The sequence below is a fragment of the Escherichia sp. S10b genome (assembly GCF_028421345.1).
Taxonomy (GTDB): domain Bacteria; phylum Pseudomonadota; class Gammaproteobacteria; order Enterobacterales; family Enterobacteriaceae; genus ECMA0423.
Window position 1 is genome coordinate 1 of record NZ_JAHZSO010000168.1, and the last position, 14,951, is coordinate 14,951.

Here is a 14,951-nt window from a genome sequence, read left to right on the forward strand (position 1 = left end):
TATGCGCGAGGTTACCGACTGCGGCCTGAGTTTTTTAAGTGACGTAAAATCGTGTTGAGGCCAACGCCCATAATGCGGGCAGTTACCCGGCATCCAACGCCATTCATGGCCATATCAATGATTTTCTGGTGCGTACCGGGTTGAGAAGCGGTGTAAGTGAACTGCAGTTGCCATGTTTTACGGCAGTGAGAGCAGAGATAGCGCTGATGTCCGGCGGTGCTTTTGCCGTTACGCACCACCCCGTCAGTAGCTGAACAGGAGGGACAGCTGATAGAAACAGAAGCCACTGGAGCACCTCAAAAACACCATCATACACTAAATCAGTAAGTTGGCAGCATCACCTGGGCTGTATTGTTTATTTTCCTGATTGGGCTACTGGTGGTGACTGGCGTATTTAAGATGATATTTTAAAATTAATTAATGTCATCAGGTCCGAAAATAACGAGAATATTTCAGTCTCTCATCCTGTTGCGCTCCTGTCATGTGCATTGCTTCATATAATCACTGGCGCAAGGAGCGCGCAGGGGGCGGCCAATCGCCGCCGCCCCCTGCACCCCCGGGCTCTGGCGAACAAAATCGCCGCTGCGCGGTGCCCTCGGCTTATCCCTTACGGCTACCGGGTCGGGCGCGAGGTAACATCCCTGTAAAACGCGCCCTCAGCCCACATCCATGTGGGCTGCCCCGGCCTTCAGGGAACGCCTCGGCAATTTTGACGCCACCAAACAACCGTGCGGCCTATTGATAAAGAGCTAACACATTGTCAAAAAACATCACTATGGTTTTTTAGAGTTTCTCGATATCAATTGCCTGAATAGCCCTTGCAATATCAGGGGAATTATTCAACACCCGAACATGCTGAAATAATCCCGTTGCTTCATCGTATTCTTTACGCAAATAACTCAACCACTGTTTAATCCGCGCAACGTGATATAACCCGGTATCGCCCTGCTTTTCCAGACGGGTATATTTTTGCAGCAAAGCAACCACCTCCGGCCACGGCATTCGCGGTTCGTTATATTTTACTACCCGGCTCAGGTTGGGAATATTGAGCGCCCCGCGACCAATCATCACTGCGTCGCAGCCGCTGATCGCAATGCATTGTTGCGCGCTCTGCCAGTCCCAGATTTCGCCGTTGGCAATCACCGGAATATTCAGCCGCTGGCGAATCTCGCCAATCGCCTGCCAGTCAATATGCTCCGCGCGGTAACCCTGCTCTTTTGTCCGTCCATGCACCACCAGCTCCGTAGCACCAGCCTGTTGAACCGCATCGGCGATTTCAAATTTCTTCTCACCGCTGTCCCAGCCCAGACGCACTTTCACGCTGACGGGCAAATGCGCCGGTACAGCTTCACGCATCGCTTTTGCACCCTGGTAGATGAGTTCAGGATCTTTGAGTAACGTCGCCCCACCACCGCTACCGTTGACCGTTTTCGACGGGCAGCCGCAATTGAGATCCACGCCCCAGGAACCTAATTCCACCGCACGGGCGGCGTTCTCTGCCAGCCATTGTGGGAACTGACCCAACAACTGCACGCGCACCAGCGTACCGGATGGTGTCCGGCTGGCGTTTTGTAGCTCAGGGCAAATGCGATGAAAAACTTTTACCGGCAGCAGTTGATCCACCACGCGGACAAACTCGGTGATGCACAGATCGTAGTCGTTAACTTCGGTCAGCAATTCACGCACCAGAGAGTCAAGCACTCCCTCCATCGGTGCCAGTAACACACGCATATCATCACCCGCAAAATAATGAGGCGCTATGTTAGCGCCTATGGTCAGCGGATTAAAGGTCTACAAAGAGGGATTGCTGCAAACTGCAATCCCTCTCTATGCTTGATGTATGCCTGAGTTCGTTGCGCATTGCGTAATGCCGGGGAGCGAAAAAATAAGCGCTGATTTCTTAATGTGATCGGTAGCACGTTTTACGAATTAATTGTATGATGAATCCATCTCATCTGGGGTGTTGATTATGAGTAAGACACTGAACATTATCTGGCAATATTTACGCGCTTTCGTCCTGATTTATGCCTGCCTGTATGCAGGCATTTTCATTGCTTCCCTGCTACCGGTAACCATTCCGGGCAGCATCATCGGGATGCTGATCCTGTTTGTCCTGCTGGCCTTGCAAATTCTTCCGGCGAAATGGGTCAATCCGGGGTGCTACGTACTGATTCGCTATATGGCGCTATTGTTTGTGCCGATTGGCGTAGGCGTCATGCAATATTTTGATTTGCTCCGCGCGCAGTTTGGCCCGGTAGTGGTTTCCTGTGCTGTCAGTACGCTGGTGGTTTTTCTGGTGGTGAGCTGGAGTTCACAACTGGTACACGGTGAACGTAAAGTCGTAGGTCAGAAAGGATCAGAAGAATGATGGCGAATATCTGGTGGTCATTACCGCTGACGTTGATTGTCTTTTTTGCCGCCCGCAAACTGGCGGCACGGTATAAGTTTCCCCTGCTTAACCCGTTGCTGGTAGCAATGGTGGTGATCATTCCTTTTTTAATGCTGACCGGCATCTCTTACGACAGCTACTTTAAAGGTAGCGAAGTGCTAAACGATCTGCTGCAACCGGCGGTCGTCGCGCTGGCCTATCCTTTATATGAGCAGCTACACCAGATCCGCGCGCGCTGGAAATCGATCATCACCATCTGTTTTATCGGCAGCGTGGTTGCGATGGTGACGGGGACTTCCGTGGCATTGTTGATGGGCGCTTCACCGGAAATCGCCGCGTCAATCCTGCCGAAATCAGTCACCACGCCTATTGCAATGGCGGTTGGCGGCAGTATTGGCGGTATTCCGGCAATCAGCGCAGTTTGCGTGATTTTCGTCGGCATCCTCGGCGCGGTATTTGGCCATACATTGCTTAATGCGATGCGTATTCGTACCAAAGCTGCGCGCGGTCTGGCAATGGGGACTGCCTCGCACGCCCTCGGTACGGCGCGCTGCGCCGAGCTGGATTATCAGGAAGGTGCATTTAGTTCGCTAGCGCTGGTGTTATGCGGGATAATTACTTCGCTGATCGCACCGTTCCTTTTCCCGATTATTCTGGCAGTAATGGGCTAAAATTTGCGATGCGTCGCGCATTTTTGATGTAAGTTTCACGCGTTGCATAATTAATGAGATTCAGATCACATATAAAGCCTTAACGGGTTCGTAAACTGTTATCCCATTACATGATTATGAGGCAACGCCATGCATCCACGTTTTCAAACCGCTTTTGCCCAACTTGCGGATAACTTGCAATCTGCACTGGAACCTATTCTGGCAGACAAGTACTTCCCCGCTTTGTTGACCGGGGAGCAAGTCTCATCGCTGAAGAGCGCAACGGGGCTGGACGAAGACGCGCTGGCATTCGCACTACTTCCGCTGGCGGCGGCCTGTGCGCGTACGCCATTGTCGAATTTTAATGTTGGCGCAATTGCGCGCGGTGTGAGCGGAACCTGGTATTTCGGTGCCAATATGGAATTTATTGGTGCGACAATGCAGCAAACCGTTCATGCCGAACAAAGCGCGATCAGCCACGCCTGGTTGAGTGGTGAAAAAGCGCTTGCAGCCATCACCGTTAACTACACGCCTTGTGGTCACTGCCGTCAGTTTATGAATGAACTGAACAGCGGTCTGGATCTGCGTATTCATCTGCCGGGCCGCGAGGCACACGCGCTGCGTGACTATCTGCCGGATGCCTTTGGGCCGAAAGATCTGGAGATTAAAACGCTGCTGATGGACGAGCAGGATCACGGCTATGCGCTGACTGGTGATGCGCTTTCTCAGGCGGCGATTGCAGCGGCAAACCGTTCGCACATGCCTTACAGTAAGTCGCCAAGCGGTGTCGCGCTGGAATGTAAAGACGGTCGTATTTTCAGCGGCAGCTACGCTGAAAACGCCGCATTCAACCCGACTCTGCCACCGTTGCAGGGAGCGTTAATTCTATTGAATCTCAAGGGTTATGATTACCCGGATATCCAGCGCGCGGTTCTGGCAGAAAACGCCGATGCGCCGTTGATTCAGTGGGATGCCACCTCCGCAACGCTGAAAGCTCTCGGCTGTCACAGTATCGACCGAGTGCTTCTCGCTTAAGCCTGGTGCCGGATGCGGCGTGAACGCCTTGTCCGGCTTGCCAGCCCTCTCCTGGTGTCGAAATTCCCGGCAAACAGTTTGCCGTTTCTTGCGCAAAACCAGCGGGTAAAGTAGCCTGATGGAAATTTTCCTTAGATCGAGTCTCCTGCATGTTAAAGCGCGTGTTCCTCAGCCTGTTAGTCCTGATCGGCTTGCTGCTGTTGACTGTGCTCGGCCTCGATCGCTGGATGAGCTGGAAAACCGCGCCTTATATCTACGACGAATTGCAGGATCTCCCCTACCGCCAGGTCGGTGTGGTGCTCGGAACAGCAAAATATTATCGTACTGGCGTAATTAATCAGTATTATCGCTACCGCATTCAAGGAGCGATTAATGCCTATAACAGCGGTAAGGTAAATTATCTATTACTGAGCGGCGATAACGCATTGCAAAGTTATAATGAGCCGATGACCATGCGCAAAGATTTAATCGCTGCTGGTGTCGACCCATCAGATATTGTTCTCGATTACGCAGGCTTTCGTACGCTGGATTCCATCGTGCGTACACGCAAAGTTTTCGATACTAATGATTTCATTATTATCACCCAACGTTTCCACTGTGAGCGGGCATTATTTATTGCGCTGCATATGGGGATTCAGGCTCAGTGTTATGCCGTACCGTCACCGAAAGATATGCTGTCAGTACGTATTCGCGAATTTGCCGCCCGTTTCGGTGCGCTGGCTGACCTTTATATTTTTAAACGTGAACCGCGTTTTTTAGGGCCGCTGGTCCCTATTCCGGCTATGCACCAGGTGCCGGAAGATGCGCAGGGGTATCCCGCCGTCACACCCGAACAGTTACTTGAATTACAAAAGAAACAAGGAAAGTAGTTATGGATGTACAGCAGTTTTTTGTCGTTGCCGTTTTTTTCCTTATTCCGATATTTTGTTTCCGCGAAGCATGGAAAGGCTGGCGCGCAGGCGCGATTGATAAACGGGTTAAAAATGCACCGGAACCGGTGTATGTCTGGCGAGCAAAAAATCCCGGACTCTTTTTCGCTTATATGGTGGCATATATCGGCTTCGGAATTTTATCTATCGGCATGATTGTTTATCTTATTTTCTATCGTTAATATTTTCTCTTTTCTGTTAATTATTGAGAATAATTATTACTTCACTCAATAAGCTGCGGATATAACATTCTGAACCGCAGCTATTTGTGAATCCTTTCACAGTATAAATTTCCCCACGCGCATAGCCTTAATATCAGCACGCAATATTTATACTCTAAATAATTCGAGTTGCAGGAAGGCGACAAGTGAGTGAGTCCCCAGGAGCTTACATAAGTAAGTGACTGGGGTGAGCGAACGCAGACGCAGCACATGCAACTTGAAGTATGACGAGTATATTTAGCGTTCGCCTTAATTACTCATAGCATTAAGGAAGATCACATGCCGCAACAAAATTATCTGGATGAACTCACTCCGGCTTTTACGCCTTTACTGGCGATTAAAGAAGCCTCTCGCTGTTTATTATGTCATGACGCTCCCTGTAGTCAGGCTTGCCCGGCACAGACCGATCCGGGGAAATTTATTCGCTCAATCTACTTTCGTAATTTTAAAGGCGCTGCCGAGACAATTCGCGAAAATAATGCCCTCGGTGCCGTTTGTGCCAGAGTGTGCCCGACGGAGAAATTATGTCAAAGCGGTTGTACCCGTGCCGGTGTTGATACTCCCATTGATATCGGTCGCTTACAGCGTTTTGTTACTGATTTTGAACAACAAACTGGGATGGAAATTTATCAGCCCGGTACTAAAACGCTCGGCAAAGTCGCGATTATTGGCGCAGGTCCTGCCGGATTGCAGGCCAGTGTAACACTGACAAACCAGGGTTATGACGTCACGATTTATGAGAAAGAAGCGCACCCCGGTAGCTGGTTGCGTAACGGTATTCCGCAATTCCGGTTACCGCAATCAGTGCTGGATGCAGAGATCGCCCGTATTGAAAAAATGGGCGTGACCATTAAGTGCAACAACGAAGTCGGTAACACACTCACCCTTGAGCAGCTGAAAGCAGAAAACCGCGCGGTACTGGTCACCGTGGGGTTATCAAGCGGTTCCGGGCTACCGCTGTTTGAGCATAGTGACGTTGAGATTGCCGTCGACTTCCTGCAACGTGTACGACAGGCGCAAGGCGATATCAGCATTCCACAAAGCGCATTAATTATCGGCGGCGGTGATGTCGCGATGGACGTAGCCAGCACGCTGAAAGTTCTCGGCTGTCAGGCGGTAACCTGCGTAGCGCGTGAAGAGTTAGATGAGTTTCCGGCAAGCGAAAAAGAGTTTGCCAGCGCCCGGGAGCTGGGCGTTTCGATCATCGATGGATTCACGCCAGTAGCCGTGGAAGGCAATAAAGTCACGTTTAAGCATGTACGGTTACCGGGCGAACTGACGATGGCGGCAGATAAAATTATTCTCGCCGTCGGTCAGCATGCCAGACTGGATGCCTTTGCGGAGTTAGAGCCGCAGCGTAACACCATCAAAACACAAAATTATCAGACCCGCGATCCGCAAGTCTTTGCTGCTGGCGATATTGTTGAGGGTGACAAAACCGTGGTCTATGCCGTGAAAACCGGGAAAGAAGCCGCCGAGGCGATTCATCACTATTTAGAGGGAGCTTGCTCATGTTAACGAAAGATCTTTCGATTACTTTTTGCGGCGTGAAGTTTCCCAACCCGTTCTGCCTCTCTTCTTCGCCTGTAGGCAACTGCTATGAGATGTGTGCCAAAGCCTACGACACAGGTTGGGGCGGCGTGGTGTTTAAAACGATCGGCTTTTTTATCGCCAACGAAGTCTCGCCGCGTTTTGATCATCTGGTGAAAGAAGATACCGGTTTTATCGGCTTCAAAAATATGGAGCAGATTGCTGAACATCCGTTGGAAGAGAATCTGGCCGCCCTGCGTCAGCTGAAGGAAGATTACCCGGACAAAGTATTGATCGCTTCGATCATGGGGGAAAATGAGCAGCAATGGGAGGAGCTGGCGCGCCTGGTGCAAGAAGCTGGCGCGGATATGATCGAGTGTAACTTCTCCTGTCCGCAAATGACTTCTCATGCGATGGGTAGCGATGTCGGGCAAAGCCCGGAGCTGGTAGAAAAATATTGTCGGGCAGTGAAACGGGGTTCCACGCTGCCAATGCTGGCGAAGATGACGCCGAATATCGGTGATATGTGCGAAGTGGCGCTGGCGGCGAAGCGCGGCGGCGCAGATGGCATTGCGGCGATTAACACCGTTAAATCCATCACCAATATCGATCTTAATCAGAAAATCGGTATGCCGATCGTTAACGGAAAATCGAGTATTTCCGGATATTCCGGTAAAGCGGTAAAACCGATCGCCCTGCGCTTCATTCAGCAGATGCGCACCCATCCAGAACTGTGCGATTTCCCAATCAGCGGTATCGGCGGCATTGAAACCTGGGAGGATGCGGCTGAGTTTTTATTGCTCGGCGCAGCAACGTTACAGGTGACCACCGGCATCATGCAGTACGGGTATCGGATAGTGGAAGATATGGCAAGCGGGTTGTCGCATTATCTCGCCGATCAGGGATTTGATTCGCTGCAGGAGATGGTAGGTCTGGCGAATAACAATATTGTCCCGGCGGAAGATTTAGACCGCAGTTATATTGTCTATCCCCGTATCAATCTTGATAAATGTGTTGGCTGTGGACGCTGTTATATTTCCTGTTACGACGGCGGTCACCAGGCGATGGAATGGAGCGAGAAAACCCGCACACCGCATTGTAATACCGAGAAATGTGTGGGTTGTCTGCTTTGTGGTCACGTCTGCCCGGTGGGTTGTATTGAGCTCGGGGAAGTGAAGTTTAAGAAAGGCGAGAAAGAACACCCGGTAACGTTGTAAAACCAGAGACGCATCCGGCATTTGGCACCGATTGCCGGATGCAGCGCATCCGGCAATATCCACAATCACATCACTTCTTACGCGCGTATTTCAGTGAATCCAGCGCTACGGCGAAGATAATAATCGCCCCTTTGATGATGTACTGCCAGTATGGGTTTACGCCGATATACGTCAGGCCATAGTTGATGACGGTAAAAATAATTACCCCGGTCACCACGCCAATCACCGTCCCCACACCGCCGCTGAACGATACACCGCCTACCACGCACGCCGCGATAGCATCCAGCTCATACATAAAGCCGAGGTTGTTGGTGGCAGAGCCGATACGTCCGGCTTCTAACATCCCGCCAAAGGCATAGAACACGCCAGACAACGCGTAGATCATCAGCAGGTTCAGGCCGACGTTGACACCAGATACTTTTGCCGCTTCCGGGTTACCGCCAATGGCAAAAATGTTCTTACCGAAGCGGGTTTTGTTCCACAACACCCAGACGAACGCCACCGCAATCAACGCGTAGAAGGTGATGTAAGAGAGACGGAAACTCCCCAGCGCGACAAAGCCCTGAGCAAAGGTAGAGAAGCCACTGTCAAAACCAGAAATTGGCGACGCCCCGACAAAGTCGTAATAGAGCGAGTTGATTCCATAGACGATGATCATCGTGCCGAGCGTGGTAATGAACGGCGTCACGTTGAGATAAGCGATAATCAGACCGTTGATCAAACCGATCACCGCACCAATGGCACAGACAATCAGAATAACCAGCGCAATCGGCATCGTCGCCATTTCCGGGAACACTTTGTTGGCGTTATCCATGGACTGCAATAATGTCGCAGCCACCACTGCCGCCAGCCCTACCTGACGACCAGCAGAAAGATCGGTCCCCTGGGTGACAATTAACCCTGCCACACCGAGCGCGATAATAATACGCACCGATGACTGGGTGAGAATATTACTTAAGTTCAACAGACTTAAAAATGTTGGGTCCTGGAAAATAATAATCGCCAGCAAAACTAAAAGAACGACGTAAATACCGCCCTCTTTCAGGTAAGTAAGAAAACTTTTCTTATTTAACGCACTCATGGGAAGCCCCTAATCTTAAAGGTGCAAAGACGCAAGACGCAGAATTTCGTTTTGCGTTGTTGTTTTTGTATCGACAATTCCGGAAACGAGACCATTGCTCATGACCAGAATACGGTCTGTTATCCCTAACAACTCAGGCATTTCAGAGGAGATAATAATAATCCCCTTGCCTTTCTTCGCCAGTTCGGCAATTAACTGATAAATTTCAAACTTCGCCCCGACATCAATACCGCGCGTCGGTTCATCGAGCATTAATATTTCTGGTTGCGTTAGTAGCCAGCGACCAATAATCACCTTTTGCTGATTACCACCGGAGAGCGAACCAATTTGCGTCCGATGACCCGGCGTTTTTACCCGCATCGAATCAATCACCCACTGGGTATCGCTTTTCATCCGCGAGTTATCCAGTAAACCAACTTTATTTTTGTAGTTGCGAATATTGGAAATTAACGAGTTAAAACTAATATCCAGATAGGCATAAATTCCCGTTGAGCGGCGCTCCTCAGTTACCAGTGCAAATCCGTGATTTATGGCTTCGTTGGCATTATGGTTATTGATCTGTTTGCCGTGCAACGTAATGGTGCCAGCCGATTTCTCGCGAATACCAAATAACGTCTCAACAATATCGGTACGTTTCGCCCCCACCAGACCGGCAATACCGAGGATCTCCCCTTTATGCAGATCAAACGAGACATCGCGAATCGACGGCTGGCGCAGTGACGTCAGGTTACGCACCTCGAGGATGACTTCGCCCGGCTTGTTTTCTTTGTCAGGGAAACGCTGGTTAAGAGAACGCCCAACCATCATGGCGATGATCTTGTCCATCGTCAGTCCTGCCAGCGGTTCGGTGGCGATCCACTGACCGTCGCGCAATACGGTAACTTCATCACATAACTGGAAGATTTCTTCCATTTTATGCGAGATATAAACAATACCGCAGCCGCGCTCTTTTAATTTACGAATAATAGTGAACAGATGATTGACCTCTTTTTCGGTTAACGAAGAAGTCGGTTCATCCATAATCACAATTTTCGCGTTATAGGAAAACGCTTTGGCGATTTCGATCATCTGCATTTGCGAAACGGATAATGTGCCGACGCGCGCACGCGGATCGATATCAATATCCAGTTCATCAAAAATCGCTTTGGTTTCGCGGTACATTTTGTCCTGATCGACAAACATGCCTTTGGTGGGATATCGCCCCAGCCACATGTTATCCATCACCGAACGTTGTAATACCAGGTTTAACTCCTGGTGTACCATCGAAATACCATTTTCCAGTGCTTCTTTGGCAGAATGGAAATCGATCTCTTTACCCTGGAATAAAATGGTGCCGGAGTCTTTTTGATAAATACCAAACAGGCATTTTAATAATGTTGATTTTCCTGCGCCGTTTTCCCCCATTAATGCATGGATAGAATGTGGCCGGACTTTTAAATTAACGTTATCAAGTGCCTTAACACCAGGAAAAGACTTGTTGATACCGCTCATTTCCAACAAGTATTCCCCGGAAGACGGAGTCGTTGAGCTGACCATATAATTTTACCTTGTTGGCCATACAATAAGGGCGCAGTAATAGACTGCGCCCAATCAGTCTTATTTCTTGCTGAATTCAGCCAGGTTGTCTTTATCTACGCCAACATAAGGTACGCGGACCACTTTGTTTTCGATTTTCCAGTTGGTGCCATCAGCCGCACCTTTGCCATCGGCCAGATTTTTCGCCAGATCAAAGGTCGCTTTCGCCTGGTTGTTAGCATCGTTCAGTACGGTGCCCGCCAGTGCACCGGATTTCACCAGCGCCAGAGCTTCTGGCAGCGCATCGACGCCAAACACCGGAATGCTGGACTTGTTGTGTGCTTTCAGCGCTTCAACCGCACCCATTGCCATCGCATCGTTGTTAGCAATAACCACTTCGATTTTGTTGGCGTTCGGGCCAGACAGCCAGGCGTCCATCTTATCTTTCGCCTGAGCGGTGTCCCACATAGCGGTATCTAACTGTAACTGTTCAGTTTTGATGCCTTTGTCGTTCAATTCTTTAATCACGTAAGTGGTACGTGCTTCTGCATCCGGATGGCCCGGTTCACCTTTCAGCAGTACGAACTGAATCTGACCATCTTTATTCAGATCCCAACCCTGATTCGCCGCCCAGTGTTTAGCAATCAAATCGCCCTGAATAATGCCGGACTCTTTGGAATCAGTGCCAACGTAGTAGGCTTTGTCGTAGCTATCCAGCGCCTTACGAGACGGTTCTTTGTTGAAGAAAACCACCGGCACGTTTTGCCCACGCGCTTTCTCAATCACCGTACCCGCAGCTGCCGGGTCAACCAGGTTGATTGCCAGTGCCTTCACCCCTTTCGCCAGCAATACGTCGATCTGATCGTTCTGCTTGGACTGGTCATTCTGAGAATCATTCATCAGCAGCTGAACATCTGGCGCGGCTTTCGCATCTTGCTCAATAGCCTTGCGCACTACAGACATAAAGTTATCGTCGTACTTATAGATTGTTACACCAATGCGAGTATCAGCAGCGTGTGCAGCGGCACCGAATAACATGCTGGCCATCACAGCAGACAGGGTTAACACCTTCTTATTCATGGTATCTCCGGTTTTTCTTATGCAGGGTAGTGCTTGAGATAAATGCTCGGCGGGGCAGTAGAGTTAATGAAGTGTTACTGAACGCCGAAGCTCACTTTTTAAAATTCGTTCTTCCATGCCCGGTAACGCTCCAGAAAACGGCTTTAATTGTTGTTATGACGCTATTACCTCGGTGAAAGTGATTATTCACTGTTACATACGGGTTACAACGTTAAAACGGTGCAATCATAGCTATCACATTGTTAAGATACTGTGAAATCACTCACAGATTGAAAGCGGTTACATCGCCTGATTTGTTGAGTTAGTGATCGTCGCCGCATTCTGGCGTGTTGCGACAGAATGGCGACGCACTAACGTCGGCATAAAACAGTGGCTGGCACGAGGATCAATATTGCCTGCTGCCCCCTGCAAGGCCAGTTCGGTGGCTAATTTCGCCATTGAAGCAATGGGATAACGCACGGTCGTTAATTGCGGGTCGGTGTAACGGGCGATGGGAATATCATCGAAACCGATGATTGAGAGATGTAACGGAATCGCAATGCCATTATCTTTTAATGCTGTCAGTGCGCCAGCGGCCATATTGTCGTTATAAGCAAATACAGCGGTAAGTTGTAGATTGCGCCCCAGCAGTTCAACCATCGCCGCCTCACCGCCCGGCATGTCCGGCGTACCAGTGCCAATCCAGCTTTCCGGCGGAATAATATCCTGCTCTTTCAACGCACTCATCCAGCCTGCTTTACGCATGGCGTCATCTTCAATGCCGTGGCTGGAAGAAAGATAACCAATACGTTGATGACAGTTATTCAGCAACATGCGCGTCGCCATTCGGGCACCGCTGAGATTATCCAGGCAAACGCAACGATGGGCGTACCCCGGCACAACGCGGTTGATTAACACCATACCGGGAATGTTATCCATAAATTGCGCCAGTTCATCGTCACTCAATGCTTTTGAGTGAACAATCAACGCATTACAACGCTGGCGAATTAACACCTCAATGGCGTGACGCTCTTTTTCCGCTTCATGATAGCTATTGCCGATTAGCACGTATTTCTGATGCTGCTGGGCGACCAGATCCACCGCTTTTACCAGCGCGCCGAAAAAAGCATCAGAAACGTCCATCACCACCACGCCAATGGTATCGCTAACCTGAGTTGCCAGCGCCTGGGCATTGGCATTTGGCCGATAATCCAGCTCACTCACGGCTTTCATTACTGCTTCACGCGTGTCGGCACTGACCAGCGTGCTGTTATTGAGCACCCGGGAAACCGTTGCCACAGAGACGCCAGCCTGACGCGCTACATCACGAATGGTGATCATATTCACTACCTGTTATGAGATTGCAGTAAATGACTGCTTGCTGGCGGCTATTTTGTCAGCACTGAATACAGGACTTCGTGAATCGAGTCACAGCAATGGAAACGGTTACAGCCGTTTTGTTAACGAATGTGATCCAGATCGTTATCTTGATGTTTTAGATATTGCCGTTCCGGCAGCACGCAAAGTTAACTGACGCCAGAGCCATTCCACCGGCCCCTGGCGGAAGTAACGCAGCCAGATAACAGAGAAGAGGATATTCGCCAGCCATACCGGAATAACAAACGCCAGCAGCTCCAGGCGATCAAAATGCATAAACAAACCGAGGTGGTAAAAAAGCGTGGTACAAATCAGCGTTTGCAATAGATAGTTGGTCAGCGCCATCCGTCCGACGCAGGCGATTGCCAGCACCAGCTTAAAGCGGCTTAATTGCGGCCAGAAGCCATAAAACAGCGACGCATAGCCAATCGCCTGAAACGGCGCACTCAGTTCCCGCGGCATTTGAAGTAAGAAGGCACACCAGCGATACGCCCAGTCCAGCTGCCATTGCAGGGCGATGGCAGGAAGGTTAATGGTCACCCCAATCGCCACCAGCACAAAACCAGTACGACGATAGTGACGTAAGCTGAACTGCCCTTTCAGCCAGCCGCTGCGCATCAGCGCCGCACCAATGAGCATCATCCCAGCCAGTTGCCAGCCATACTGTGCGCCCAGTGCCAGTAAACTGTTGCCAACACCATCGGCACGATTACTGATCGCATCAACGCCGCCGTGAAGCTTCCAGTATTTTTCATACAAAATAGCCGATGCATCCGGCGTCCAGGCGCGGCTGGTCTGGCTGTCGGAAATCAGCCCCAATAACAGCAAAACGCCAAGCCCCACCAGATAAAGCATGACGCCGGTATTAAACAGGCTTTTTACCGATGGCGCATCGCGCACCAGCCGCCAGCAGATTAAGCCCACCAGCCCGTAAGCCAGAAGAATATCGCCGTCCCAGAACAATAAACCGTGAATAAAGCCCAATAAGACTAACAGCGTTAACCGCGACTGGATCCAGCGTCTGCCACGGGGCAGCAACATTTGCAGTCCAGCACCAAACAGCAGCGCAAAAAGCGTGAGGAATTTCACCTGGGCGATGAGATCAAGAAATGCCCAGGTCCATGCATCCTGCGGCGTAATAGCACCGTACCAGGCGGGATTGAGATAAGCCGCCTTTGGTAGCCCAAAGGCGCTGATGTTTAATAGCAGGATCCCCAGAATGGCGACGCCGCGAACAAAATCGAGCGTGACGTTGCGCTCCATGGTTCCTGCCTTTTAATCAGTTGTGATGACGCACAGCGCGCAGAAACTCGTGGCGCGTATTCTGACTGGATTTGAACAATCCACCAAGAGAGGTCGTTGTTGTGGCACTGGTTGCATCGCGGATGCCACGCGCCTTCACGCAGTAATGCACCGCGTCGATCGAGACAGCCACGTTATTGGTGCCCAGCAGCGTTTGTAGCGCAATAAGAATTTGCTGCGTCAGACGTTCCTGCACCTGCGGACGCTGGGCAAAGAACTGCACGATACGGTTAATTTTTGACAGACCGATCACCGAATCTTTCGGGATATAAGCCACCGTCGCTTTGCCATCGATGGTAACAAAATGGTGTTCACAGGTACTGGTCAGAGTGATATCGCGCACGGTGACCATTTCATCGACCTTCATTTTGTTTTCAATGAGGGTGATTTTCGGGAAGTTGGCGTAATCCAGACCGGAGAAAATTTCATCGACATACATTTTAGCGATGCGATGCGGCGTTTCCATCAAACTGTCATCAGCCAGGTCGAGATTCAGCAGCTGCATGATTTCGGTCATATGACCAGCAATAAGGCTTTTGCGCGTTTCGTTATCCATTTCATGCACGGGCGGGCGCAGCGGTGTTTCCAGTCCTCGCGCAACTAACGCTTCATGAACCAGGGCCGCTTCTTTACTGAGTGATGGCAT

Annotated in this window: 15 protein-coding genes and 1 pseudogene; 8 read left to right on the top strand and 8 right to left on the bottom strand. The window is 50.3% G+C overall.

The genetic code is table 11. From position 1 onward, the window contains the following. Nucleotides 1–287 (bottom strand): annotated as a pseudogene (locus FTE26_RS16750) (IS1-like element transposase); the annotation flags it as partial. Nucleotides 288–336: 49 nt separating this feature from the next. On the opposite strand from FTE26_RS16750, the gene FTE26_RS20335 reads away from it, so the two are divergent. Beyond that, on the top strand, nucleotides 337–411 hold the full coding sequence (locus FTE26_RS20335) for a hypothetical protein (RefSeq protein WP_085674848.1): 75 nt from the start codon (nucleotides 337–339) through the stop codon (nucleotides 409–411). Between the two features lie 372 nt (nucleotides 412–783). On the opposite strand, the gene dusC is transcribed toward FTE26_RS20335, so the two are convergent. Next, nucleotides 784–1,731 (bottom strand): tRNA dihydrouridine(16) synthase DusC, encoded by a 948-nt coding sequence (dusC, locus tag FTE26_RS16755; protein WP_001264869.1) that lies wholly within the window; start codon nucleotides 1,729–1,731, stop codon nucleotides 784–786. A gap of 238 nt (nucleotides 1,732–1,969) precedes the next feature. Here dusC and FTE26_RS16760 point away from each other — a divergent pair, with 238 nt between their 5' ends. From FTE26_RS16760 to preA, 7 genes are all read left to right on the top strand, one after another. After that, nucleotides 1,970–2,368 (top strand): CidA/LrgA family protein, encoded by a 399-nt coding sequence (locus FTE26_RS16760; RefSeq protein ID WP_001295452.1) that lies wholly within the window; start codon nucleotides 1,970–1,972, stop codon nucleotides 2,366–2,368. Then, nucleotides 2,365–3,060 carry a CidB/LrgB family autolysis modulator gene (locus tag FTE26_RS16765; RefSeq protein ID WP_000968208.1) on the top strand — a complete coding sequence of 232 codons (696 nt, stop codon included), beginning with the start codon at nucleotides 2,365–2,367 and terminating at the stop codon, nucleotides 3,058–3,060. Before FTE26_RS16760 ends, FTE26_RS16765 begins: the two co-directional genes overlap by 4 nt. 129 nt (nucleotides 3,061–3,189) lie before the next feature. Then, the gene (gene cdd / locus FTE26_RS16770) at nucleotides 3,190–4,074 is read left to right on the top strand and encodes a cytidine deaminase (protein ID WP_000553559.1); all 885 of its coding nucleotides are present in this window, start codon (nucleotides 3,190–3,192) and stop codon (nucleotides 4,072–4,074) included. A gap of 149 nt (nucleotides 4,075–4,223) precedes the next feature. After that, nucleotides 4,224–4,943: an outer membrane permeability protein SanA gene (sanA, locus tag FTE26_RS16775; protein WP_000920064.1), complete on the top strand. Its 720-nt coding sequence runs from the start codon at nucleotides 4,224–4,226 to the stop codon at nucleotides 4,941–4,943. Nucleotides 4,944–4,945: 2 nt separating this feature from the next. Beyond that, nucleotides 4,946–5,185, top strand: coding sequence for a DUF2542 family protein (locus FTE26_RS16780; RefSeq protein WP_000383096.1), 240 nt, complete (start codon nucleotides 4,946–4,948; stop codon nucleotides 5,183–5,185). Between the two features lie 318 nt (nucleotides 5,186–5,503). Next, nucleotides 5,504–6,742, top strand: coding sequence for an NAD-dependent dihydropyrimidine dehydrogenase subunit PreT (preT, locus tag FTE26_RS16785; protein ID WP_001136372.1), 1,239 nt, complete (start codon nucleotides 5,504–5,506; stop codon nucleotides 6,740–6,742). Then, nucleotides 6,736–7,971 (top strand): NAD-dependent dihydropyrimidine dehydrogenase subunit PreA, encoded by a 1,236-nt coding sequence (gene preA, locus FTE26_RS16790; RefSeq protein WP_000956041.1) that lies wholly within the window; start codon nucleotides 6,736–6,738, stop codon nucleotides 7,969–7,971. The genes preT and preA overlap by 7 nt, the downstream gene beginning before the upstream one ends. 70 nt (nucleotides 7,972–8,041) lie before the next feature. Here preA and mglC read toward each other — a convergent pair whose 3' ends face one another. From mglC to folE, 6 genes are all read right to left on the bottom strand, one after another. Further along, on the bottom strand, nucleotides 8,042–9,052 hold the full coding sequence (gene mglC / locus FTE26_RS16795; RefSeq protein ID WP_001275118.1) for a galactose/methyl galactoside ABC transporter permease MglC: 1,011 nt from the start codon (nucleotides 9,050–9,052) through the stop codon (nucleotides 8,042–8,044). Nucleotides 9,053–9,067: 15 nt separating this feature from the next. Then, nucleotides 9,068–10,588: a galactose/methyl galactoside ABC transporter ATP-binding protein MglA gene (gene mglA / locus FTE26_RS16800; protein ID WP_000255042.1), complete on the bottom strand. Its 1,521-nt coding sequence runs from the start codon at nucleotides 10,586–10,588 to the stop codon at nucleotides 9,068–9,070. 60 nt (nucleotides 10,589–10,648) lie between these two features. Continuing rightward, entirely contained in the window at nucleotides 10,649–11,647 is a 999-nt protein-coding gene (gene mglB / locus FTE26_RS16805) for a galactose/glucose ABC transporter substrate-binding protein MglB (protein ID WP_001036965.1), read from the bottom strand. A gap of 279 nt (nucleotides 11,648–11,926) precedes the next feature. Further along, on the bottom strand, nucleotides 11,927–12,967 hold the full coding sequence (galS, locus tag FTE26_RS16810) for an HTH-type transcriptional regulator GalS (RefSeq protein ID WP_000628645.1): 1,041 nt from the start codon (nucleotides 12,965–12,967) through the stop codon (nucleotides 11,927–11,929). Between the two features lie 141 nt (nucleotides 12,968–13,108). Continuing rightward, the gene (gene yeiB, locus FTE26_RS16815) at nucleotides 13,109–14,266 is read right to left on the bottom strand and encodes a DUF418 domain-containing protein YeiB (protein ID WP_000440879.1); all 1,158 of its coding nucleotides are present in this window, start codon (nucleotides 14,264–14,266) and stop codon (nucleotides 13,109–13,111) included. Between the two features lie 16 nt (nucleotides 14,267–14,282). Then, nucleotides 14,283–14,951, bottom strand: a complete 669-nt coding sequence (gene folE / locus FTE26_RS16820) for a GTP cyclohydrolase I FolE (RefSeq protein ID WP_001139613.1) — start codon at nucleotides 14,949–14,951, stop codon at nucleotides 14,283–14,285.

Excerpts from the sequence above, each read along its gene's own strand:
- folE (WP_001139613.1), bottom strand. The coding sequence starts at position 14,951 with ATGCCATCACTCAGTAAAGAAGCGGCCCTGGTTCATGAAGCGTTAGTT.
- FTE26_RS16765 (WP_000968208.1), top strand. The coding sequence starts at position 2,365 with ATGATGGCGAATATCTGGTGGTCATTACCGCTGACGTTGATTGTCTTT.
- preA (WP_000956041.1), top strand. The coding sequence starts at position 6,736 with ATGTTAACGAAAGATCTTTCGATTACTTTTTGCGGCGTGAAGTTTCCC.
- mglA (WP_000255042.1), bottom strand. The coding sequence starts at position 10,588 with ATGGTCAGCTCAACGACTCCGTCTTCCGGGGAATACTTGTTGGAAATG.
- galS (WP_000628645.1), bottom strand. The coding sequence starts at position 12,967 with ATGATCACCATTCGTGATGTAGCGCGTCAGGCTGGCGTCTCTGTGGCA.
- mglC (WP_001275118.1), bottom strand. The coding sequence starts at position 9,052 with ATGAGTGCGTTAAATAAGAAAAGTTTTCTTACTTACCTGAAAGAGGGC.
- dusC (WP_001264869.1), bottom strand. The coding sequence starts at position 1,731 with ATGCGTGTGTTACTGGCACCGATGGAGGGAGTGCTTGACTCTCTGGTG.
- FTE26_RS16760 (WP_001295452.1), top strand. The coding sequence starts at position 1,970 with ATGAGTAAGACACTGAACATTATCTGGCAATATTTACGCGCTTTCGTC.
- sanA (WP_000920064.1), top strand. The coding sequence starts at position 4,224 with ATGTTAAAGCGCGTGTTCCTCAGCCTGTTAGTCCTGATCGGCTTGCTG.
- mglB (WP_001036965.1), bottom strand. The coding sequence starts at position 11,647 with ATGAATAAGAAGGTGTTAACCCTGTCTGCTGTGATGGCCAGCATGTTA.
- FTE26_RS16780 (WP_000383096.1), top strand. The coding sequence starts at position 4,946 with ATGGATGTACAGCAGTTTTTTGTCGTTGCCGTTTTTTTCCTTATTCCG.
- preT (WP_001136372.1), top strand. The coding sequence starts at position 5,504 with ATGCCGCAACAAAATTATCTGGATGAACTCACTCCGGCTTTTACGCCT.
- yeiB (WP_000440879.1), bottom strand. The coding sequence starts at position 14,266 with ATGGAGCGCAACGTCACGCTCGATTTTGTTCGCGGCGTCGCCATTCTG.
- cdd (WP_000553559.1), top strand. The coding sequence starts at position 3,190 with ATGCATCCACGTTTTCAAACCGCTTTTGCCCAACTTGCGGATAACTTG.